Genomic DNA, 21,164 nt, shown 5'->3' with positions numbered 1-21,164 from the left:
GGCCGGTCGACGACGCTGCTTGCCCGGCGCCCTGCGGCCTGCTGCCGCCGTAACCGCCGCCTTGACCCGGAGGCCGTCCTTGGACGCCGCCTTGTCCTTGCGGACGTCCTTGGCCGCCTTGGCCCGGAGGCCGCCCTTGGCCGCCGCCCTGTCCTTGCGGACGTCCTTGGCCCGGTCCGCGTCCTTGGCCGCCGCCTTGTCCTTGAGATGCCGGACGCTGCTGAGTTCCAGCGGACGAACCGCTGCCTTGTGTATTCGAAGTCGTATTCATAGTCACCTGTCGTTCCTGCTGATTTTGGTTTGTAGACTGCTCTTGACGTTGAATAGTATGCACTCCTTGTTGCTCCGGCCGTTTGTCGGCGGGGCGCTTGGAAGGGGCCGAGGCGGATACCTGCGGGTTGCCCTGCGCGCGCTTCGCTGCGGCGTTCGCTTTGATGTCGCGGAAGAAACCTTCCACTTTGTTGACCATGTCGTTTTCCATCACGCTCATGTGGTTGTTGACCGGCGTGTCCAGACGCTTAAGAATCGTTATGATTTCCTTGCTGCTCATGTTGAGGGACTTCGCGTATTCATATACGCGCAGCTTCTCTTTGGTGTCTTTGCCATCCTGTGGTTTAGTCAATATACTCCACCTCCGTATTCTGGCTCAGTTGCCCCCGAATCATGTTCGCGAACCCGGAATCGGTTATGGCCACGATGACCCGCTCTTCCTTGCCGAGAGCCTGCCCGAGGCTGTCCCGGGTGAATGCTTCGGCCAACGGCACGCCGTAGGACGAGCATTTATCGCGATATTTCTTCTTCGTATTATCGGAAGCGTCGGCAGCGACTAGCACAAGCCGGGCTTTGCCTTGGCGTACGGCTTTGAGAACCGTCTCGTCGCCGGTTATGACTTTGCCGGCACGCATCGCCATGCCCAGATTGGAAAGAGCTTTATTCGTCATCCTCATCCGCCTCCTGCTCTTTGGCGGCAAGAAACTGTTCTTCGACGGAGATGAATTCCCGCTCGAGCTGATCGTAGATCTCCGGAGGAACCGCCTGCTTGAGCGCGCGGTCGAGCGCGCGGCTCTTCTTGGCGAGGCGGAAGCATTCCGCTGTCCCCCGCAAGTAGGCGCCTCTTCCGGATTTTTTGCCCGTCAGGTCGATGACGATATTTCCTTCCGGAGTCCGGACGACCCGGATGAGCTCCTTCTTGGGCAGCATTTCCTGGCTTGCCACGCATTTGCGCATCGGTATCTTTCTAGGTTTCAAGCGTAGTCCCCCCTTGCGGCAGACAGCCGTGCTTCAAGCGAATCCAGACGTCGATCGGCTGGAACTCAGTCGATCGTTATGGAGTCCTGGTGCATCGCGGCGCCCTGTGTCCGTTCACGGCCGTATTCCTGCTCCGCCTGCGTCTCGCTCTTGATATCGATCTTCCAGCCGGTCAGCTTGGCGGCAAGGCGGGCGTTCTGGCCCTTGATGCCGATCGCCAGCGACAGCTGGTAATCCGGCACGATGACCCGAGCCATTTTCTCCTGCTCGAAGACGATGACTTCCAGCACCTTGGAAGGGCTGAGAGCATTCGCTACGTATTCCTCGACGCTGTCGGACCAGCGGACAATATCGATCTTCTCGCCCTTCAGCTCCGTCACGATCGTCTGCACGCGCATGCCCTTCTGGCCTACGCAGGAGCCGACGGGATCCACTTCCGCGTTGCGGGAATGGACGGCGATCTTGGAGCGGAAGCCCGCTTCCCTCGCTACCGAACGGATCTCGACGACGCCGTCGTAGATTTCCGGAACCTCAAGCTCGAACAGCCGCTTCAGCAGCCCGGGATGGGTGCGGGAGAGGATGATCTGCGGCCCTTTGGTCGTATTCTCCACCTTGGTGATAAACGACTTCACGCGGTCGCCATGCCTGAATTTGTCCGTCGGCATCAGCTCGGTCAGCGGCAGCACCGCTTCGACTTTGCCGAGATCGATGAACAAATGGCGGGTATCCTGGCGCTGGACGATGCCGTTGACGATATCCTCTTCCTTGTCGATATACGCATTATAAATGAGGCCGCGCTCCGCTTCGCGGATCCGCTGCGTAACGACCTGCTTGGCCGTCTGGGCGGCGATCCGTCCAAAGTCGCGAGGCGTGACTTCGATTTCGGCGACATCGTCGAGCTGGTAATGAGGATTGATCTCCCGTGATGCCTCTACCGATATCTCGAGGCGCGGATCAAGCACTTCCTCCACCACGTTCTTGCGCGCGTATACCTTGATGACGCCGGTATGGCGGTTGATGTCCACACGCACGTTCTGAGCGGTGTTGAAGTTGCGCTTGTAGCTGGAGATGAGAGCGGCCTCGATCGCTTCAAGGAGAATATCCTTGGCGATCCCCTTCTCTCTCTCTATCTCGTTTAAGGCTTCAATAAAATCCATGCTCATTGGAACCACGGATCCCCCTTTCAATGATTAGAAAACGATAGCCAGCCTGGCGCTGGCCACCTTCGCATATGGAATGGCATGACTCTTGCGCCCGGTGCTGACGACGACGGTCTCCCCGTCGAACGAGACCAGCGGTCCTTCGAACTCCTTGAGTCCGTCGATCGGCTCGTACGTCGTGACGAATACCTGCTTGCCGACCGCCTTGCTTACATCTTCCGGCTTCTTCAGCGGGCGCTCGGCGCCCGGCGACGAAACTTCCAGAAAGTAAGCGTCCGACACCGGATCGTTCTGATCCAGCTGCTCGCTCAGAAACTCGCTGATGCGTCCGCATTCGTCGATGTCAATACCGCCTTCTTTATCAACAAATACGCGAAGGAACCAGTTGCTGCCTTCCTTCACGTATTCGATGTCCACAAGCTCGAATCCGTTGTCGCTGAGAAATGGGCCGACCATCTCTTCCACGACGGCTTTGATTCTGGATGTGCTCAAATCCAATTGACCTCCCGATCAGTCCGAAAAAGTAGTGGACAAAACGTGAAGAGTGGGTTTCCCCACTCTTCAGAAGTACCTCTATCCTCATGATTACCAAAAAAATTATATCATAACCCGTGTACACTGACAAGATTTGTTTTCCCTAGCAGACTTTCCATAGACGGCTGCAAACCTTGCGGGGCTTAGAAAAGCGAGAGCTGGTTGGACTCCGGCAGACCGCGGAAGCAGCCCATTCCGGTCAACACTTCGATAATCGTCTTGGTCGCCTTCGACCGCTGCTGGAAATCCTCGATCGAGAGAAACTCGCTGCCGTCCCTCGATGCTCCGATGTTGCGCGCCGCGTTTTCGCCGATGCCGGCGATCGCCGCGAACGGGGGAATCAGGCTGTCCCCTTCGATCGTCCACTTCGTCGCATCCGAGCGGTACAGATCGATCGGCTTGAACGAGAAGCCTCGTGCAGTCATCTCCAGAGCCATTTCCAGCATGGAGACGGAAGCCTTCTCCTTCGGAGTCGCCGCGAAGCCCTTCTGCTCGATTTCCACCAGCCTTTTCAGAATCGGCTCGTAGCCTTGGCACAGCAGCTCCAGATCGAAGTCTTCCGCCCGGACCGTAAAGTAGGTGGCATAGAATTCGATCGGATGATAGAGCTTGAAAAAGGCCGTGCGCACAGCGGAAATGACATAGGCCGCGGCATGCGCTTTCGGGAACATGTACTCGATGCGGAGGCAGGAATCGATATACCACTGCGGCACCTTGCAGCGCTTCATTTCCTCGATCCATTCCGGCGTCAGCCCTCTGCCTTTCCGGACGCTCTCGGTGATCTTGAAGGCAAGGCCCGCATCCATGCCCGCCTTGTAGATCAGATAGAGCATGATCTCGTCGCGGCAGCCGATGACGGTCTTGATCGAGCAGGTTCCGTTCTTGATCAGCTCCTGGGCATTGCCCAGCCATACCCCCGTGCCGTGCGACAAGCCGGAAATCTGAAGCAGATCGGCAAATGAAGTCGGCTGCGTCTCTTCGAGCATCTGCCGGACGAACTTGGTTCCCATCTCCGGAACGCCATAGGTGGCGACGCTGGAGCGGATCTTCTCCGGAGCTACTCCAAGCGCCGTCGTGGAGTTGAACATGCTCATCACCTTGGGATCGTTCATCGGAATCGTCGTGGGATCGACGCCCGTCAAATCCTGAAGCATCCGCATCATCGTCGGATCGTCATGGCCGAGAATATCAAGCTTGAGCAGGTTCATTTCGAAGGCGTGATAATCGAAATGGGTCGTTTTCCATTCGGCTCCCGTATCGTCGGCAGGATACTGGACCGGCGTGATGTCCTCGACGTCGATGTAGTCCGGGACGACGACAATGCCGCCCGGATGCTGGCCGGTGCTCCGCTTGACGCCGGTGCAGCCCGACGCCAGCCGGCTGAGCTCCGCTCCGCGCCATTTCCGGCCTTTTTCCTCTTCGTATTTCTTCGCGAAGCCGTATGCCGTCTTTTCGGCCACCGTTCCGATCGTCCCGGCGCGGAACACGCATTTCTCGCCGAAGATCTCCTTCGTGAAATTATGCGCGATCGGCTGGTACTCGCCGGAGAAGTTGAGATCGATATCGGGAACCTTGTCGCCCTTGAAGCCGAGGAACGTCTCGAACGGAATGTCCTGGCCTTCGCCTTTCATTTTGTTGCCGCAATGCGGGCAGGCCTTGTCCGCCAGGTTGAAGCCGGAGGATACGCTGCCGTCCAGAATCCATTCGCTGTGCCGGCAGTCTGCATTCAGGCACAGATAATGCGGAGGAAGCGGGTTGACCTCGGATATGCCGAGGAACGTCGCGACGACGGAAGAGCCTACCGAGCCCCGCGATCCGACCAGATAGCCGTCTGCATTGGACTTCTTCACGAGACGCTCGGAGATGAGATAGTTGGCCGAGAAGCCGAACTTGATGATCGGCACGAGCTCCTTCTCCAGACGGTCGATGACGACCTGCGGCAGCTCTTCTCCGTACATGCTGCGGGCAGTGGAGTAACAGGTATCCCTGATCTCCTCGTCCGCCCCTTCCATGATCGGCGTGAACAGCTTGTCCGGAAACATCTCGAACGGCTCGAACCTTCCTGCCAGCTCCACCGTGTTCGTAACGACGACCTGATAGGCGAGCTCTTCGCCGAGGAAGCGGAATTCCTGCAGCATCTCGTCGGTCGTCCGCAGATGGGCATCGGGCAGACGCTGGCTCTTCAGCGGGCTGAAGCCCGTAATGCCCATGATCGTGATGTCGCGGTACATTTTGTCGCGAGGGTTCAAATAATGAACGTTGCCCGTGGCAATGACGGGTTTGCCGAGCTTCTCGCCGATCCGGCAAACCTTGCGCATCGCGTCCTCGATCTCGGCACGGCTGCCGACAAGCCCTTTGTCCACCAGATGCATGTAGAAGTCGACGGGCTGAATTTCCAGCACATCGTAGAAGTCGGCGACGTCCTCCGCCTCCTCCACCGTCTTGTTCAGGACGGCTTCGAAAAACTCGCCCTTCTCGCAGCCGGAAATGATGAGCAGCCCGTCCCTCATGTCCTTGAGCTTGCTCTTCGGAATGCAGGCGACGCGCTTGAAATGCTCGGTATGCGAAAGCGAAATGAGCTTGAACAGATTTTTTTTGCCCGCCGCATTGAGAGCGTAGATCATGCAGTGGAACGGACGGCTGTTGGACAGGTCCATGCCTACATAATCGTTGAGCTGATGGAGTCCGGTCACGCTGCGCTGGGCGGCGTCCCCGATCAGGCCGTACAGCACGCCGGCCAGCGCAACGGAGTCGTCCACCGCGCGGTGATGGCTCTCGAGTCCGACCTTGTATTTGTCGGCCAGCGTGTTGAGCCGATGGTTCTTCATGGCCGGATGCAGGAAGCGGGCCAGCTCCAGCGTGTCGAGAACCGGGTTTTTCAGCTCCGGAATGCCGATCATCTTGCATGACGCTTGAATGAAGCCCATATCGAAACGCGCGTTATGGGCGACAAGCACGCAGTCCCCGACGAAATCAACGAATTCGCGAAGCTTGGGCTCCAGCTCGGGCGCTCCCCGCACCATATCGTCCGTAATGTTGGTCAGCTGCTCGATATGGTATGGAATGCGCTCATGTGGATTGATGAAGGTGGCGAAGCGGCCGATCTCCTGCCCATTTTTGTATTTGACCCCGGCAAGCTCGATGATCTTGCAGTTGGTGATGGAGAGGCCGGTGGTCTCGATGTCGAAAACGACATATTCAGCATCCTTCAGCGATTCCTGACGCGGATTCAATACCATCGGAACGGCGTCGTTCACGACGTTGGCCTCTACGCCGAACAGCACCTTGATGCCGTTTTTCTTCCCGTGCTTGAACGCTTCGGGATAACATTGCACGTTGCCGTGATCGGTGACCGCAATCGCTTCATGTCCCCATTTCGCCGCCGTCTTGATGTACGTATCCACCGAGGTGACGGCGTCCATCGTACTCATCGTCGTGTGGAGATGGAACTCGACCCGCTTCACTTCGGCGGTATCGGTGCGGTCCTTGGGCGCAACGACCTCATGCAGATCGTTAGGCATCATGACGAGCTCGGGCTCCTGCATGAAGCGGTCATACTCCACGCGGCCCCTGGCCTTGATCCATTTGCCGTTCGACAGCTTGGAGAGCACCTTCACGTCTTCCTTGGTCTTCGCGAACATCTTCATCGCGATGGAATCGGTAAAGTCCGTCACGTTGAACGTGAACAGGGTGCTGCCGTTGCGAAGCTCCTTGACCTCAAGGCCAAATACCGTGCCCTGTACGGCAATTTTCTTCTCTTCCTCCACGATGTTCATCATCGGCACGGCTTCCTCGCGGATATCGTAGCCGACAGCCAGACGGACTTCGCCTTCCTCCGGCTCCGGTACCTCGCTCGCCACGCTCGTCATGATCTGCATGACCGCGTCGTTGTTCTCCTGCACGACGCGCTGGGCGAATTCTTCATACAGCTCGCGGGCGGCTTCTCCTGCCGTCAGCTTCACGCGCAGCGTGCGAGAGAAGCGCTCTTCATAAAAGCGGACGATCGCCTCGTCCAGCTTCTTGCGCTTTGCCAGCTCCAGCCCTGCCTTGTCCATGAGCTGCAGCAGCAGCACGCCGTTCTCGGCCGAAGCAAGTCCTTTGGCGAGCCAGCCGTTGACCGAAGCCATTTCCTGCTGCGCCCATTCCACGAACAGAGGCCAATACTCCAAGCCTAGGCTGTCGCTTGGAATATGGTCCTCATACGTGAAGCAGAACGATACTTCGGCGATATGCCGGAACTTCTCCCGGACCGTCTTGCAAAAAATACTATAGTAATCGCGCTGGACGAGCGAGCTCACGCGGATGCAGAACGTCCACTCGCGGTTGCTTTCGCTTACCAGCACCTTCTCGATGATCGCGTCCTGGAAATGGGTTCCGATCAGCTCCGGCGGAAGCTCGGCCTGCTTCGTCAGCAGCTCGAAGCGTTGTCTTTTGTCGGCGCTCATGTAGTCCCTCCTGGAAATGCAGCTTTGAACCGTCAATGGAATCTATTATACCGTCGAATAAAGGGGAAGAACATAGAAACATGGCGATTGCCCAGAAGAACGTGAGAACCGCCTTCCGGCGGATAGCCCTTCCGATCGCTGTTGATGCCGGATTTCTTGAATGAATATGTACTCTAGTATAAATCCGGCATCAAAGGCGAACACTTCGTTTCTGCAGGGCTATTCCGCTCGCTAGGCTCCAACGTTCTTTAAGCAGCCTAGTTTCTCAGAGATGAGAAAAAATAGAGGGACAAGAAAGAGAGAAAAAAACAAAGCCCCATGCCGGGGCTTTGTTGAATGCTGCGGAAAACGAGGCCGCAAAAAGATTAGTAGGCTCTGGCGAAGACGACCGTATGCTCGGCCTTCTCGCCGCAGACGAGGCAAGTCGCCTTGCGCTCGGCCGGCTCGAACGGAATGTTCCGGCTCGTCGCGCTGGTCTCTTCCTTGACCTGCTTCTCGCAGGCGGCCGAACCGCACCAGCCTGCCGTGACGAAGCCGCGCTTCTGGTCGAGCAGCGCCTTCATTTCATCCAGCGTGTCGACCGCATGCGTGTTCTCTTCGCGGAAGCTTTTCGCCTTCTCGAACATGTCGCGGTGGATTTCCTCCAGCATGGACTGGATTTCGTCCGTCAGATCGCTCTGGTTCACGACGCGCTTCTCGCCGCTCACGCGGGAGACGAGCACGCAGACGCCGTTCTCCATGTCGCGAGGTCCAAGCTCGAGACGAATCGGCACGCCGCGCATTTCGTACTCGTTGAATTTCCAGCCCGGGCTCATGTCGGAGCGGTCGTCCACTCTTACGCGGACACCGGCTTTCTTGAGCTCGCCGTACAGCTCGTCCACTCTCGCAATGACGGCATCGCGCGTTTTGGGAGGACCGATGGGGATCATGATGACCTGGGTCGGGGCTACCTTCGGCGGCAGCACGAGCCCGCGGTCGTCGCCATGCACCATGATCAGCGATCCGATCAAGCGGGTGCTGACGCCCCACGAAGTCGTATGCGCGAACTGCAGCTGGTTGTCGCGGTCCAGAAACTTGATGTCAAAGGCGACGGCAAACTTGTTGCCGAGGTAGTGGGAAGTGCCTGCCTGCACGGCACGGCCGTCCTTCATCATCGCTTCGATGGAATACGTGTCGACCGCGCCGGCGAATCGCTCGCTTGGCGTCTTCTCGCCGCTGATGACCGGAATCGCGAGGTAGTCCTCGACGAACGAACGGTACGTTTCCAGCATGCGCATCGTCTCCTCGCGCGCTTCACCCTCGTTCTCATGCGCCGTATGCCCTTCCTGCCAGAGGAATTCACTCGTGCGGAGGAACGGCAGCGTGCGCTTCTCCCAGCGGACAACGTTCGCCCACTGGTTGATGAGCACCGGCAGATCGCGGTAGGAATGGATCCACTTGCTGTACATATGTCCGATCATCGTCTCCGAGGTCGGGCGGATCGCCAGCCTCTCCTCGAGAATCTCGCCTCCGGCTTCGGTAACCCAAGGAAGCTCCGGATTGAAGCCCTCGACATGCTCCTTTTCCTTCTGGAAGAAGCTCTCGGGAATGAACAGCGGGAAGTAGGCGTTGCGGTGTCCGGTCTCCTTGAAGCGGCGATCCAGCTCATCCTTGATATGTTCCCAGATCTCATAACCGTCGGGGCGGAATACGATGCATCCGCGCACAGGCGAGTAGTCCATCAGCTCCGCTTTTTTGATGACGTCTATATACCAGCGGGAAAAGTCTTCCCCCTGAGGTGTGATTTCCGATACGAATTGCTTATCCTTCGACATAAAGGCTCCCCTCTACCCTCGTACTAAACGTAAAATATCGTTGTAAGTCACGGCAAGCATGAGCAGCATGAGCATCATGAAGCCGATGACATGGACCATGCTCTCCCTCGCGGGATCGACCGGACGTCCCCGCAGTCCCTCCAGCCCGATGAAGACGAGCCGGCTGCCGTCCAGCGCCGGAATCGGAAGCAGGTTGAAGATGCCGAGATAGAGACTGAGCACGGCCGCCCAATTCGTCAGCGACGGAAGGCCTTGCCGGGCGATCTGTCCGGTAACCTCAGCCGTCCGTACAGGACCTCCAAGATCGTCGAGCTTGAAGTTGCCCGTGATGAGCTGGCCGAAGCTTTTGAAAATCTGCACCGTCACTTCCTTCATCGTGACGGCCGATTGCGTGACCGTCTCTCCGAGCGTCGCGGAACGCATCGGATATCCGGCCGTGATTCCGACCTTGCCGGCCTTGCTCTCCTTGTCGGGCACCGGGGTCAGCGTGAGCGAGAGAGGCTCTCCGCTGCGGATGATGTTCAACTCAAGAGGCTTGTTGGCCGACTTGCCGATGATCTCGATCATCTTGGCATAATCGGTTCCGACGTCGATGCCTCCCACCGTATCGATGACATCGCCCTTCTGCAAGCCCGCCTTCTCGGCCGGCATGCCTGTCACGACGCTGTTGATCAGCAGATGCTTGGGATTGTCTTGCACGACGCCTGCCATCTGGATGTAGACAGCGAACAGGACAAACGCCAGGATGAAGTTCATGAAAGGACCGGCTGCGATGGCCAGAGCCCTCTGTCCGACCGTCTTGCTGCCGAACTGCCGGTCGATGGGGGCAATCTGGGTTTCCCTGCTCTTCGCGATCATAAGCGCCTGCGGATGGACGTCGTAACGTTCCGCTTCGCCTTCCACATGCAGCTGAATGAACAAGTTGCGCTCAAGGTCGATCTGTTCCACTTCGCCTCGGATGACTCCGCTGCGCTCATCCAGCCGATCGAGATATATCCGCGTCACGCGTCCATCCTTCACACGGACCGCGACGGTCTGCCCGGGCTGGACTTCCGAGATTTCGGGATCTTCGCCTGCCATGCGGACGAATCCGCCGGCGGGGACTAGACGGAGCGTATAACGGGTTTCCCCGCGCTTGATGGAAAACAGCTTGGGTCCGAATCCGATCGCGAACTCACGGACCAGAATGCCTGCGCGCTTGGCAAAAAAATAATGTCCCCATTCGTGGATGGTGACAATGACGAAAAACACGAGAACGGTCATGAAAATGACCTGAATTGTACCCATAGTTGTCAGTGCCTCCAGTCGGTTAACGGCCTGTACCTAGATTATCATTATTCTCCCGGCAGACACAAGAGAACCGCCCTCGCCGCCAAACCACCGCCCTCCCGATTCGGACCTACTCAGCCGACCGAAAAAACAGCTCCCGGAGACCTCGTCAGCGACGAAAAAACAGCTCCGGCGGAAAATGCCGGGCTGAAGCTTCTGCAAGAAGACCCCGAACCGGACAGATGAGGCCTGTCTCCCCAGCGGTACAGTTCTGATGCGGCCGCGGGAGAATAAACGAATATAGGAGCAATGGAGGGATTCTAAACCGCTGAAGACGCTTCGCGCCGAGCCCAGGCATCGGCCTCGGCGATCTCTTCCAACCCAGGGAAAGCAATGACGCCATGCCTTGCAAGGACGTTCTCGAGAATGCTCTCGATATGGAGGAATTCGATCTCGCCTTTCAGGAAACGGTCGACCGCCACCTCGTTGGCCGCATTGAACACCGTCGTTGCCGTGCCGCCCGCTCGTCCGCAGTCAAACGCCATGCGCAGGCAGCGGAAGCGGTCGTAGTCCATCTCCCGAAAGGTGAGGCTGCCGGCCTGCACCAGATCCAGCCTCTTCGACGGGCTCGGCAGACGCGCCGGATAGGAGAGGGCATACTGGATCGGCACCCTCATATCCGGCATGCCAAGCTGCGCGATCATGCTATGATCCTTGAACTCGACATACGAGTGGATGATGCTCTCCGGATGGATCAGCACGGAAATGTCGTCGTAGGACAGGTCGAACAGCCAGCGGGCTTCGATGACTTCAAGGCCTTTGTTGACCATCGTAGCGGAATCGATCGTAATCTTGGCGCCCATCGACCAGTTGGGATGGTTCAGGGCTTCCGCCACCGTCACTCCGCCGAGCTGCTCCCGCGTACGGTCCCGGAACGAGCCGCCGGATGCGGTCAGCGTGATGCCGAGAACATCCTCCCGCCGCTCTCCGTTCAAGCATTGGAACAAGGCCGAATGCTCGCTGTCGACGGGAAGGATGCTCACTCCGCGCCGCTTTGCGGCATCCATGACCAAATGCCCGGCCGTAACGAGCGTTTCCTTGTTGGCCAGCGCGATCGTACGTCCCGCTTCAATGGCCGCAAGCGTCGCCGGGAGGCCGCGGCTTCCCATAATGGCCGTCACGACGATATCGGAGCTGCCTCCGCCCGCCATTTCAACCAAGCCCTCTTCGCCAAACAGCACCTCTACGCTTGGAGGCAGAGCTTCCCTGGCATAGCGCACTCCTTCCTCCGTGGCGAGACAGACCCGCTTGGGCTTGAATTTAAATGCCTGCTCGACAAGCAGCCGGGCATTGGAACCGGCCGCAAGGCCCTCCAGCTCGTATTCATCCGGATGGGTTTCAATCACATCGAGCGTCTGGGTGCCGATCGAGCCGGTCGATCCGAGAAGCGTCACTTTTTTCACCGAACCATCTCTTTCTACTTATGTAATGGCGCCGCTGTCAGACGGGAACGAGGCCCGTAAGCACAAGAAGCGGGAACACGATAATCCAGCTGTCGCAGCGGTCGAGCACCCCGCCGTGGCCCGGCAGCAGGCGCCCGCTGTCCTTCACGCCGCGAAGACGCTTGTATGCCGACTGGATCAGGTCTCCGAACTGCCCGGCTACTGCCGCCACCAGGCCGATCGAGACCGCATGGCCGAGACCGATCCATTCCGGAGCGGCGAAGTGGAACACCGCTGCGACGGCGATGGAGGCCAGTACGCCGCCAAGCGACCCTTCGATCGTTTTGTTGGGGCTGATTGCCGGCCACAGCTTCGTCCTTCCGATCGCTTTGCCGATGAAGTAGGCTCCGATATCGGAAGCCCATATGCAGCCGAAACAGAGGAAGGACAAGAAAAGGCCGTGTTCATGGAACGCCCGGACTTGAAGCATGGAACCGAAACCATAACCGACATAGAGAGCTCCGAGCAGCAGCAAGGCGGCTCCGTCAAGCGTCGTCTCGTTCTTGCTCACGACGGTCACCGCGAGCAGCAGGAACATCAGAATCCATACGGCATACCCGTCCATCGGCATGTCGAGTCCCATCTTCTCCCAAGGAAGCAGAAAAAAAAAGCATCCCGGCATAGCCGACCAGCCCGGCCGGGTGCAGGGGACGAAATCCGTTCAAGCGAACATATTCGTAAAAGCCGATGAGGGCAAGAAGCAGCAGCAGCACGTTATAACTTTGGCCCCCAACGACCAGCAGAAGCAGGAACAAGGCTCCCGCCAAAGCTCCGGTAACGATGCGTTGTTTCATGGGTAAGGTCCTCTTTCAAAAGCGGATCGTTAAATGCCGCCGAATCGCCTTGCTCGCCGCTGATATTCCGCAATGGCTTCCTGGAACAATTCTTCCGTGAACGCCGGCCAATAAACATCGGTGAACCACAGTTCGCTGTAAGCCATCTGCCAGAGCATGAAGTTGCTTAGACGAAGCTCTCCGCTCGTTCGGATGAGCAGGTCAGGATCCGGCAAGCCGCTGCTGAGAAGGCGCTTCGCCATCATCTCTTCCGTGATGTCTCCCGGCTCCAGACCGCCGTTTCTCACATCCTCCGCCAACGATTTGACCGCATCCAGCATTTCGGAGCGGCTTCCGTAATTCAAGGCAAAGTTGAGAACCAATCCGGTATTGGCTTTTGTTTTTTCAATCGCTTCGTCGAGCGCCGCCAAAGTGAAGTCCGGCAAATTGCCCCGGTAGCCCATCATTCGGACCTGAACATTGTTCTCGATGAGCTCTTCAAGCTCAAGCGCAAGAAACTCCTGCGGAAGCCGCATCAAAAAATCGACCTCTGTCTTGGGCCTCTTCCAGTTCTCGGTCGAAAAAGCATACAAGGTCAAATATTTGACTCCGGCCCGGTCGGCGGCCATCGTCACCTTCTTGACCGCTTTCATGCCCGAGTGATGGCCGGCAATCCGCGGCAATCCCCGGTTTTGGGCCCATCTTCCGTTGCCGTCCATTATGATGGCCACATGTTCCGGAATATTGTCCAGGCTCGTGGGGTCCGCCACCTGCGGAGATGCCTTGCCGCGCTTCGACCATAACCGCTCAATCATCCTGATTCCTCCCCGCCGGCAATGACTTTAGGCTGGCAGGCTCCTCGTAGGAGCCATGATGCAGGCAAACCCCACCTGTCGGAGGGGCTTGGATCTGATCTGTGCCGGCATTCCCGGCCTAAACTTCCATGATGTCTTTTTCTTTAACCGCAAGCACCTTGTCGACTTCAGCGACGAACTTGTCCGTCGTTTTCTGAATATCTTCCTGATGGCGCTTGGACTCGTCTTCGGAAATTTCCGTTTTTTCCAGCTTCTTGATCGCATCGTTGGCATCGCGGCGGATGTTGCGGATGGCGATTTTCGCTTCCTCGCCGAATTTTTTCGTCATTTTGACGAGCTCCGAGCGACGCTCTTCGGTCAGCATCGGCACGACGATCCGAATCGAAGACCCGTCGTTGGACGGAGTCATGCCGATATCCGATTTCATGATCGCTCTCTCGATATCGCTGAGCGACGATTTGTCCCAAGGCTGAATGAACAGCGTGCGGGAATCCGGCGTATTGATGTTCGCCAATTGGTTGAGGGGAGTCAATGCCCCGTAATACTCGACTTGAATGCGGTCCAGCAGAGCCGGGTTCGCACGGCCGGCACGAAGCGTGCCGAGATCGCGTTTCAAGGCTCCGATGGCCTTTTCCATTCTTTCGGATGCGTCTGCTTTGATTCCTTGCGGCATCTTATTGTGCACTTCCTTTCACGATCGTTCCGATTTTCTCTCCCAGGATGACCCGCTTAATATTGCCTGGAATCGTTATGGCGAATACGACGAGCGGAATATTGTTGTCCATGCAGAGCGAAGTGGATGTAGAATCCATGACGCCAAGATTGCGGTTGAGCACATCGAGGTAAGACAGCTGATCGAACTTCTCTGCGGTTTCGTCCTTGAACGGATCGGCGGAATAAACCCCGTCCACTTTGTTCTTGGCCATCAGAATGACCTCGGCTTCGATTTCAGCCGCGCGGAGCGCAGCCGTCGTATCCGTAGAGAAGAACGGATTGCCGGTTCCGGCCGCGAAGATGACGACGCGCCCCTTCTCGAGATGGCGGATCGCGCGGCGGCGGATATACGGCTCCGCGATTTGCTGCATGGCGATCGAGGTCTGGACACGGGTCGGCACATCGATGGATTCAAGCGCATCCTGCAGAGCCAGCGAATTCATCACTGTAGCCAGCATGCCCATGTAATCCGCTGTCGCGCGGTCGATTCCTTTGGCGGTGCCTGCGATACCGCGCCAGATATTCCCTCCTCCGACTACGATAGCCACTTCGACGCCAAGCTCCACGACTTCCTTGATTTGCTGCGCGATGGACGAAATGATCTCTGCCTCGATGCCATAGCCAGCCTGCCCCGACAGCGATTCACCGCTGACCTTCAGGACGATCCGTTTGTAGACGGGATTCTCCAACGTCAATACCCCCATGTAATACCCAGATTTGCTTTCCTTCAGCCTTGTCCGCGGACAAAGCAAGAGGCGGGGCGGACGCCCCGCCCCGCCTGCTGCGTTCGGTTGATCAAAGCGTTCCGTGCGGACACGGAACGCCTGGAGACGACTTACAGTTTGGCTTGCGCCATGACTTCTTCAACGAAGTTGTCGACTTTTTTCTCCAGACCTTCGCCGAGCTCGAAACGAGCGAAGCGGCGGATGGAGATGTTCTCGCCGATCGTGCTGATTTTTTCGTTCAGCAGCGTTGTGATCGTCTTGTCCGGATCTTTAATGAAAGCTTGCTCCATGAGGCAGAACTCCTCATAGTATTTGCTCAGGCGGCCTTCAACCATTTTCTCGACGATATGGGCAGGCTTGCCTTCGTTGAGGGCTTGGGCTTTAAGGATTTCGCGCTCTTTTTCCAGTTCAGCCGGATCGACTTCTTCACGGCGAACATATTTGGCGCCTACAGCTGCGATTTGCATCGCGATGTCCCTGCAGAATTCGCGGAATTGATCCGTTTTGGCAACAAAGTCCGTCTCGCAGTTGATTTCAACGAGAACGCCGATACGGCCGCCGGCGTGGATGTAGGATTCAACGACGCCTTCCGTAGCTACGCGGCCGGCTTTGTTGGCAGCGGCTGCGAGGCCTTTTTCACGAAGCAGCTCGGCTGCTTTCGTCAGATCGCCGTTTGCTTCTTCCAATGCTTTTTTGCAATCGAGCATTCCTGCACCCGTTTTTTCACGGAGTTCTTTGACTGCGCTTGCGTTGACCGCCATGATTTATTCCTCCTGATTGCCTTTGTCAGGCGTTATGTTCGTGTATACTCTCAAAAAAAGGGCGGCGAGGAGGCTTTCACCTTCTAACCACCCTTTGTTGTCTTCATCCTGATAACCTGCTCAGAACAGCTTAAGCCGTTCCTTACGCGGTTGTTTGCTCGCCTTGGTTGGCTTCTACGATCGCATCAGCCATTTTGCCCGTAAGCAGCTTGACAGCGCGGATAGCGTCGTCGTTGCCCGGAATGACATAGTCGATCTCGTCCGGATCGCAGTTGGTGTCTACGATGCCGACGATTGGAATGCCCAGCTTGCGGGCTTCAGCCACGGCGATGCGTTCTTTGCGCGGATCGATGATGAACAGCGCGCTAGGCAGCTTGCGCATGCCTTTGATGCCGCCGAGGAACTTTTGAAGACGGTCTTTTTCTTTGCGAAGAATGATGACTTCTTTTTTAGGCAGGACTTCGAACGTGCCGTCCTCTTCCCATTTCTCCAGTTGACGGAGACGGTCGATCCGTTTTTGGATCGTGGAGAAGTTGGTCAGCGTGCCGCCGAGCCAGCGTTGGTTGATGTAGTAGTTGCCGCAACGCTCTGCTTCTTCCTTCACAGAGTCCTGGGCTTGTTTCTTGGTACCTACGAACAGAATCGTACCGCCGTCTTCAGCCACGGAGCGGACGAAGTTATAAGCCTCTTCCACTTTCTTGACTGTTTTTTGCAGGTCGATAATGTAGATTCCGTTACGTTCCGTGAAGATATAGCGATCCATTTTAGGGTTCCAGCGGCGAGTTTGGTGACCGAAGTGCACACCAGCCTCGAGCAGCTGTTTCATGGAGATCACTGCCATCCTCAACACCTCCTGATTGGTTTTTATTTGTGTCCTCCGCCGATGTCATCTTCCGGCAAGACTCCCCATAGGGAAGCACCCTTGTCAAAATTAACCGGCGTGTGTTTTTAACACCGTCAATTACTATAGCATACTGCCTGCCCGCTTGCAACCTTCCATGCTTGCTTTTGCAGGCGGGCTGTCATGGCCTGCTAGCCGCCGGAGCCGATTCTCTTTTTCGCCTCGTCAGGTCCATAGGCTGGCCCGTCACGATTTTTTTCACGGCGGCGAGATCCTGCGATCCCTTGAACGAAAAATAGCCGGCCCGGACCGTACCCGGTGAGCCGCCCTTCTGCATGTAGGCTACGAAATCTTCGCCTTGTATGACGACTCCGCTGCTTTCCAGCAGCTTTCCGACCGAGGTCAAATCCGAATTCGGCGGAATTCTCACGATGACCGCTTTCCCGTTCGCGCCGCTTTTCGCTGCCTTCGTTGACGAGGAGTCCTGCTTGGCGGGAGAAGGCTTAGCCGCCGGACTCGGAGACGGGCCTGGGCTCGAAGAAGCGCCGGCAGTACCCGATGCAGGCTTGGACGGGGACGCGGCCGGCTGATTGCCGCTTTCCGGAGAAGCGCCTTCGGGGCCGCTCTCTGTTTCCCGTTCCCGCAGAGCTTTCTCGACGGCGGCTTTTACGAGCAGATCGGCTTCCTCTTGCGTATAAACCGCGCGCTCCTCGCCGCTGCCCGAATCCGATGCGCCGGATTCGACGCCCGCCCAAGTCGCCGACTGCGCTTGGCCGGCATTCATCAATTGAAGCAAAAGAGCCCCGGCCATCATGCCGACGCCCAGTCCGATCCAAAACGACCTCTTACCTCGCATTTACCGATTCCTCCTGCCTTGCAAGCTGCTGGATAAGCAGCACCTCTCCTTTATGGATGCCGAGCTCCTTGGCGATCTGGTCCACGGATCTCCCCTGCTGCTCCAAGTCGAACAGCTGCTTGAAGCGAGCCCGGATGGATTCCGGCGCTTGCAGAGGCCGGCCTGCTTCCTCCCCTTGCATAGGCGCAGCTCCGGCAGCCTCCTCCTGTCGTGCCGCCTGAGCCGAGCCGGCGCCGGCTGAGATCGCTTCCTGAAGCAGCCTGCACTGCTTCTCCAGCTCCTCGATGCGCTGCTCCCTCAGCCTCGCCTCGGCCTGTTCCTGCTCTCTGGAGGACTTGACCAGCTCGCCGAGGCTCCGATTGCTTTCTTCCATATTTTCCATGAACTGCTCCAGCGCGTTCTCCATCTGCTCAAGCCCGCTGTCGCGGGATACGCTCTCCGCTGAAGGCTTCTTTCCTCGGCGGGGCGCCGCAAACGCCCATACGAGGACGACCGCCCCCAGCAAAACGATATACTGCCATGGCTGCATCTACGATCTGTCCTCCTTGCTGCCGGGCTTCAGCTACAAGCTGAAGTCCACATGCTTTCCCTTGAACGGATGGACCCCTTCCGCCTGCGCTCCATCCTCTTTGCCGCCAGCCGGATTCCTTGCCGCCTTGTCACGGCCGGCTCTGTTCCCGGAGCTGTCCTTGCCCGTGCGCAGATTTCCCTTCGTTTCCACTTCTGTCGGACTGCTGCGGTTCTTTTCGCTCCGCTTGGCCGTGTCCTGCTCCTGAGAGCGGGCCTCTGCGGCAAGACGGCTCTGGTAATAGCCTTGCTGGGTTCCTGCCTCATGAACTTTCGGAACGGAAACCTGCAGGTCGACCGGTCGATACGTCATCAGCGCCGCCTACACGATGGAGCCCATCGTGATTTCCCCGTCGATGTAGCGGAAGCTGACACGAGAGGCGGGATCCTTGATGAAACGGGTATACCTTCCGATTACGATCCGCGTCCCTCCATATACGGTTCCGGACACCTCGACCCGTGCCGTGCTGGAATCCTCCAGCGAACGCTCGATCTCCAGCACCCGGTCGCGGACTTCGTCCAGCTCGGCCGATGTCTGCTTTTTGGTCGCTCCGAGCTTGATTCGCAGCGCGAGCTTATCCGGAGAAATCTGGCCGGTAGCAGCCAGCTGGTCGAGAAGAGCGAGTGCCTTCTCCGTTTTATCGAGCGCTTCTCCGTGCGTTTTCATTAGTTTGCGGAGATGGAGCAGTTCCTGCCGCAGTTCCGGCCTGACGCCGACTTCTATGGAAGTCGCCGTCGACATCCCGTTGCCGATCGTCCGGGCCTTGACCGCTTCGCCGGCTTGAACGGATCCGCCGACGATCAGCCCCTTCGCTCCAAGGCAAATGACATTCTCGCCCGCTTTCACCTGGGAGTGCATGATGCTCTGGCTGACCTGGACATCCTCGCCCGCCGATACGGTTCCATCCTGAACAAATGAGCAGCGGAGCGACTTGCCGCACTTGATGCTTCCTTTGTTTCCGGCCATGATGCCGCCCGTAATCTCGATCGATCCGTCCGACTCAAGCTCAGCGCCTTCCACGCCCCCGACGACCCGGATATCGCCGGCAGCCCTTACTTTGAAGCCGTTCAGCACGTTGCCGCGAATGACGACGGTGCCGACGAAGTCGATATTGCCCGTTCGATAATCCACGTCTCCATTGACCTCGTAGACCGGGAACACGTTGATGGTTTCGCTGCCGGTCAGCGTGAACACCCCGTCGAGCGCGGCATACACCATCGTGCGCTCCGGATTGCACACCACATTTTTGCCGACCTTAAGGCGCATATCGCGGCCCCGCTTGCCCGCAACCGGCTCGCCGGCAACATTTATGCCGGCTTCTCCGTCGCCCGGCTCTATTTTGCGCGCGACCAGCTGCCCGCGCTGCACGTTGCGGATGCGGTTGACTTCCTTGAAATCCACCTTGCCGCTATCGTTCTCCTCCGGCTTGAAGCCGTCGCTCAAGTCGATTGCAAACATGACGCGGGCATCTGTGCCCTGCCTGGCAGGCAGCCCCTTGGCCACGACCGTTTCCTTGACGCTGCATGCCGCGGGATCGCCGGCGATCGCTTGCAGGGCTTCCGGCAGGATGCCATAGGAGATTCCGGCCTGCCGGACAAGCCGCTCCAGTTCTTGAGCCGTAACGGAAAAGTCGTCGTCGCAGCGTTGAAAATGAATGTAACCGGTCATTCGGTCAGGCGACAGGCTTACTTTGAGATAAGATTCCAAATCAAGCTGCTGGTTCATCGCTTTTCCTCCTTCAGGAGTTCTGCATCAGTTGATCTTTCTGCTTGGAAAGCGCTCCTCTCAGGCGAAGGATCGCCTTGGAATGAAGCTGAGAGATGCGAGAGGGGGACAGGGACATGACTTCGGCGATCTCGCTCAAGGAAAGCTCTTCATAATAGAAGAGAGAGACGACGATCCGTTCTTTTTCCGTCAATCGCTCGATTCCTTTCACGAGGGATTCCTTGAGGAAAAATTCATGCACTTTATGGTCCGGATTTTTCGCTTTCTCGTCCACCAGCAAGGACATTCTTGTCTCGCTCTCCTCCTCGCGGATCGGATCCTCAAGGGAACAGACCGTCGTGACGGCGATTTCCTGCAGCATCGTCGTGAACTCCCTTTCCGATACTTGAAGATAAGTGCTGATTTCAGCATCGGACACGGACCGCAAATACTGCTGCTCCAGATGCTGATAGGCTTCCTCTATTCGCTTGGCCTTTTCGCGGACCGAACGGGGGACCCAGTCGCCTTGCCGGAGGCCGTCGATGATGGCCCCCCTGATGCGCCAGGAAGCGTAGGTTTCGAATTGAAGGCCTCGTTTGTAATCGAATTTATCGATCGCGTCAATCAGCCCCATCGCGCCGTTGCTCGCAAGATCGTCTTTGGATACATTTTTGGGCAGGCCGATCGCCATTCGGTTCGTCACGTAATCGACCAGCGGCAAATACTGCTCAATCAGAGCCTTCTTCGCGTCTATATCCTGCTCTTCCTTCCATTTCTCCCACATCGCCATGTTGGACAAATGAGGCGCTTTCGGCTCTGTCATGGCTTCCAAGCCTCCTTCAGGATTCACCTCGCGGTTATTCCAGCCGTTAGGATGCATGCCTGCAGCCTAATGCTACTGCTCTTCTTCTCTGCTAATATGACGGACAGCCTGTGCAAGCTCGTCCGGCTCCATGCCGGAAGGAACCGATTTCAGCCGGGCCGGCTGCAGCGGCTGGAAGCCGCTGTTCTGCTGCTCCGGAGCCGAGGAGGCGTCCACGCCTTCGGAGCCGTCCGGCTGCCTCGATCCTCCGGCAGGCGGCCGCAGGCCTTGAAGGAGCAGCTCGTTCAAATCCTCCCCATTCGCGGAAAGGTCCAGATGCTGCCCGGCTGCCGCTTCCTCCCCGACTTCCCGGTCGGGCTGAGGGACGGTCTGCTTCAGCAGAACCCGCAATGCGTAACCGATCGCCCAGAAGGCCGCGGCAGCCGCCAGAGCCCGGGTCGCCGCGGCGTCGATCGGATTGCGTCCCAGGTTGATCGCCGCCGTCAGGACCGCTCCGAGCGCCGCCGACCATGCATTGATGCGCCATGTACCTATCACGCCACCATCATCGAGGGCATCATGCTGGAGATCATGTACGAAGCTCCTTCACGCGAGGAGATGAGCACCTGCGTC

Annotated in this window: 22 protein-coding genes; all 22 read right to left on the bottom strand. The window is 57.7% G+C overall.

Annotated features, from left to right (window positions below; all coding sequences use genetic code 11):
• The coding region (locus tag BN871_RS16915; protein WP_048747553.1) for a translation initiation factor IF-2 N-terminal domain-containing protein at positions 1 to 622 on the bottom strand (622 nt) is incomplete at its 3' end.
• Positions 615 to 941 (bottom strand): YlxQ family RNA-binding protein, encoded by a 327-nt coding sequence (locus BN871_RS16910; RefSeq protein WP_021879640.1) that lies wholly within the window; start codon positions 939 to 941, stop codon positions 615 to 617. The genes BN871_RS16910 and BN871_RS16915, both read right to left, overlap by 8 nt.
• Positions 931 to 1,248 (bottom strand): RNase P modulator RnpM, encoded by a 318-nt coding sequence (gene rnpM, locus BN871_RS16905; protein ID WP_021879641.1) that lies wholly within the window; start codon positions 1,246 to 1,248, stop codon positions 931 to 933. The genes BN871_RS16910 and rnpM overlap by 11 nt, the downstream gene beginning before the upstream one ends.
• 65 nt (positions 1,249 to 1,313) lie before the next feature.
• Positions 1,314 to 2,411 (bottom strand): transcription termination factor NusA, encoded by a 1,098-nt coding sequence (gene nusA / locus BN871_RS16900; protein ID WP_048747551.1) that lies wholly within the window; start codon positions 2,409 to 2,411, stop codon positions 1,314 to 1,316.
• A gap of 27 nt (positions 2,412 to 2,438) precedes the next feature.
• Positions 2,439 to 2,900 (bottom strand): ribosome maturation factor RimP, encoded by a 462-nt coding sequence (gene rimP, locus BN871_RS16895; protein WP_048747549.1) that lies wholly within the window; start codon positions 2,898 to 2,900, stop codon positions 2,439 to 2,441.
• A 185-nt stretch (positions 2,901 to 3,085) separates the two neighbouring features.
• Positions 3,086 to 7,387 carry a PolC-type DNA polymerase III gene (locus tag BN871_RS16890; RefSeq protein ID WP_048747547.1) on the bottom strand — a complete coding sequence of 1,434 codons (4,302 nt, stop codon included), beginning with the start codon at positions 7,385 to 7,387 and terminating at the stop codon, positions 3,086 to 3,088.
• Positions 7,388 to 7,752: 365 nt separating this feature from the next.
• Entirely contained in the window at positions 7,753 to 9,201 is a 1,449-nt protein-coding gene (gene proS / locus BN871_RS16885; RefSeq protein WP_021879646.1) for a proline--tRNA ligase, read from the bottom strand.
• Positions 9,202 to 9,213: 12 nt separating this feature from the next.
• Complete coding sequence (gene rseP, locus BN871_RS16880; RefSeq protein WP_048747544.1) at positions 9,214 to 10,488, bottom strand: RIP metalloprotease RseP; 1,275 nt, start codon at positions 10,486 to 10,488, stop codon at positions 9,214 to 9,216.
• 302 nt (positions 10,489 to 10,790) lie between these two features.
• Entirely contained in the window at positions 10,791 to 11,933 is a 1,143-nt protein-coding gene (locus BN871_RS16875; protein WP_021879648.1) for a 1-deoxy-D-xylulose-5-phosphate reductoisomerase, read from the bottom strand.
• 37 nt (positions 11,934 to 11,970) lie between these two features.
• Positions 11,971 to 12,555: a phosphatidate cytidylyltransferase gene (locus BN871_RS16870; RefSeq protein ID WP_332310228.1), complete on the bottom strand. Its 585-nt coding sequence runs from the start codon at positions 12,553 to 12,555 to the stop codon at positions 11,971 to 11,973.
• Positions 12,458 to 12,766 (bottom strand): hypothetical protein, encoded by a 309-nt coding sequence (locus BN871_RS29945; protein ID WP_332310227.1) that lies wholly within the window; start codon positions 12,764 to 12,766, stop codon positions 12,458 to 12,460. The genes BN871_RS16870 and BN871_RS29945 overlap by 98 nt, the downstream gene beginning before the upstream one ends.
• Before the next feature lie 29 nt (positions 12,767 to 12,795).
• Positions 12,796 to 13,560 carry an isoprenyl transferase gene (locus BN871_RS16865; RefSeq protein WP_049867534.1) on the bottom strand — a complete coding sequence of 255 codons (765 nt, stop codon included), beginning with the start codon at positions 13,558 to 13,560 and terminating at the stop codon, positions 12,796 to 12,798.
• Positions 13,561 to 13,678: 118 nt separating this feature from the next.
• A complete protein-coding gene (gene frr / locus BN871_RS16860; protein WP_048747542.1) occupies positions 13,679 to 14,233 on the bottom strand; it encodes a ribosome recycling factor in 555 nt (184 codons plus the stop codon).
• A 1-nt stretch (position 14,234) separates the two neighbouring features.
• Positions 14,235 to 14,963: a UMP kinase gene (pyrH, locus tag BN871_RS16855; protein ID WP_048747540.1), complete on the bottom strand. Its 729-nt coding sequence runs from the start codon at positions 14,961 to 14,963 to the stop codon at positions 14,235 to 14,237.
• Between the two features lie 146 nt (positions 14,964 to 15,109).
• Positions 15,110 to 15,760: a translation elongation factor Ts gene (gene tsf, locus BN871_RS16850; protein ID WP_048747537.1), complete on the bottom strand. Its 651-nt coding sequence runs from the start codon at positions 15,758 to 15,760 to the stop codon at positions 15,110 to 15,112.
• Between the two features lie 142 nt (positions 15,761 to 15,902).
• Positions 15,903 to 16,601 (bottom strand): 30S ribosomal protein S2, encoded by a 699-nt coding sequence (gene rpsB, locus BN871_RS16845; RefSeq protein ID WP_048747535.1) that lies wholly within the window; start codon positions 16,599 to 16,601, stop codon positions 15,903 to 15,905.
• Between the two features lie 181 nt (positions 16,602 to 16,782).
• Positions 16,783 to 17,457 carry a hypothetical protein gene (locus BN871_RS16840; RefSeq protein WP_048747533.1) on the bottom strand — a complete coding sequence of 225 codons (675 nt, stop codon included), beginning with the start codon at positions 17,455 to 17,457 and terminating at the stop codon, positions 16,783 to 16,785.
• Positions 17,447 to 17,986 (bottom strand): hypothetical protein, encoded by a 540-nt coding sequence (locus BN871_RS16835; protein ID WP_048747531.1) that lies wholly within the window; start codon positions 17,984 to 17,986, stop codon positions 17,447 to 17,449. The genes BN871_RS16840 and BN871_RS16835 overlap by 11 nt, the downstream gene beginning before the upstream one ends.
• Positions 17,987 to 18,019: 33 nt before the next feature.
• Positions 18,020 to 18,337 (bottom strand): hypothetical protein, encoded by a 318-nt coding sequence (locus BN871_RS16830; protein WP_021879147.1) that lies wholly within the window; start codon positions 18,335 to 18,337, stop codon positions 18,020 to 18,022.
• 9 nt (positions 18,338 to 18,346) lie between these two features.
• Complete coding sequence (locus tag BN871_RS16825) at positions 18,347 to 19,750, bottom strand: DUF342 domain-containing protein (protein WP_048747529.1); 1,404 nt, start codon at positions 19,748 to 19,750, stop codon at positions 18,347 to 18,349.
• A 13-nt stretch (positions 19,751 to 19,763) separates the two neighbouring features.
• The gene (locus BN871_RS16820; RefSeq protein ID WP_048747526.1) at positions 19,764 to 20,552 is read right to left on the bottom strand and encodes a FliA/WhiG family RNA polymerase sigma factor; all 789 of its coding nucleotides are present in this window, start codon (positions 20,550 to 20,552) and stop codon (positions 19,764 to 19,766) included.
• Between the two features lie 72 nt (positions 20,553 to 20,624).
• Complete coding sequence (locus BN871_RS16815) at positions 20,625 to 21,089, bottom strand: hypothetical protein (protein ID WP_021879151.1); 465 nt, start codon at positions 21,087 to 21,089, stop codon at positions 20,625 to 20,627.
• Positions 21,090 to 21,164 lie beyond the last annotated feature (75 nt).

The sequence above is a fragment of the Paenibacillus sp. P22 genome (genome assembly GCF_000469945.2).
GTDB lineage: Bacteria > Bacillota > Bacilli > Paenibacillales > Paenibacillaceae > Paenibacillus_O > Paenibacillus_O humicus.
Note: the sequence above shows the minus strand (reverse complement) of the source record. Positions and strands in the feature narration are given on the sequence as shown.

Coding starts and splice junctions, on each gene's coding strand:
- BN871_RS16910 (WP_021879640.1), bottom strand. CDS start 941: ATGACGAATAAAGCTCTTTCCAATCTGGGCATGGCGATGCGTGCCGGC.
- nusA (WP_048747551.1), bottom strand. CDS start 2,411: ATGAGCATGGATTTTATTGAAGCCTTAAACGAGATAGAGAGAGAGAAG.
- BN871_RS16890 (WP_048747547.1), bottom strand. CDS start 7,387: ATGAGCGCCGACAAAAGACAACGCTTCGAGCTGCTGACGAAGCAGGCC.
- proS (WP_021879646.1), bottom strand. CDS start 9,201: ATGTCGAAGGATAAGCAATTCGTATCGGAAATCACACCTCAGGGGGAA.
- rseP (WP_048747544.1), bottom strand. CDS start 10,488: ATGGGTACAATTCAGGTCATTTTCATGACCGTTCTCGTGTTTTTCGTC.
- BN871_RS16870 (WP_332310228.1), bottom strand. CDS start 12,555: ATGGGACTCGACATGCCGATGGACGGGTATGCCGTATGGATTCTGATG.
- BN871_RS29945 (WP_332310227.1), bottom strand. CDS start 12,766: ATGAAACAACGCATCGTTACCGGAGCTTTGGCGGGAGCCTTGTTCCTG.
- BN871_RS16865 (WP_049867534.1), bottom strand. CDS start 13,560: ATGATTGAGCGGTTATGGTCGAAGCGCGGCAAGGCATCTCCGCAGGTG.
- frr (WP_048747542.1), bottom strand. CDS start 14,233: ATGCCGCAAGGAATCAAAGCAGACGCATCCGAAAGAATGGAAAAGGCC.
- tsf (WP_048747537.1), bottom strand. CDS start 15,760: ATGGCGGTCAACGCAAGCGCAGTCAAAGAACTCCGTGAAAAAACGGGT.
- rpsB (WP_048747535.1), bottom strand. CDS start 16,601: ATGGCAGTGATCTCCATGAAACAGCTGCTCGAGGCTGGTGTGCACTTC.
- BN871_RS16840 (WP_048747533.1), bottom strand. CDS start 17,457: ATGCGAGGTAAGAGGTCGTTTTGGATCGGACTGGGCGTCGGCATGATG.
- BN871_RS16835 (WP_048747531.1), bottom strand. CDS start 17,986: ATGCAGCCATGGCAGTATATCGTTTTGCTGGGGGCGGTCGTCCTCGTA.
- BN871_RS16830 (WP_021879147.1), bottom strand. CDS start 18,337: ATGACGTATCGACCGGTCGACCTGCAGGTTTCCGTTCCGAAAGTTCAT.
- BN871_RS16825 (WP_048747529.1), bottom strand. CDS start 19,750: ATGAACCAGCAGCTTGATTTGGAATCTTATCTCAAAGTAAGCCTGTCG.
- BN871_RS16820 (WP_048747526.1), bottom strand. CDS start 20,552: ATGACAGAGCCGAAAGCGCCTCATTTGTCCAACATGGCGATGTGGGAG.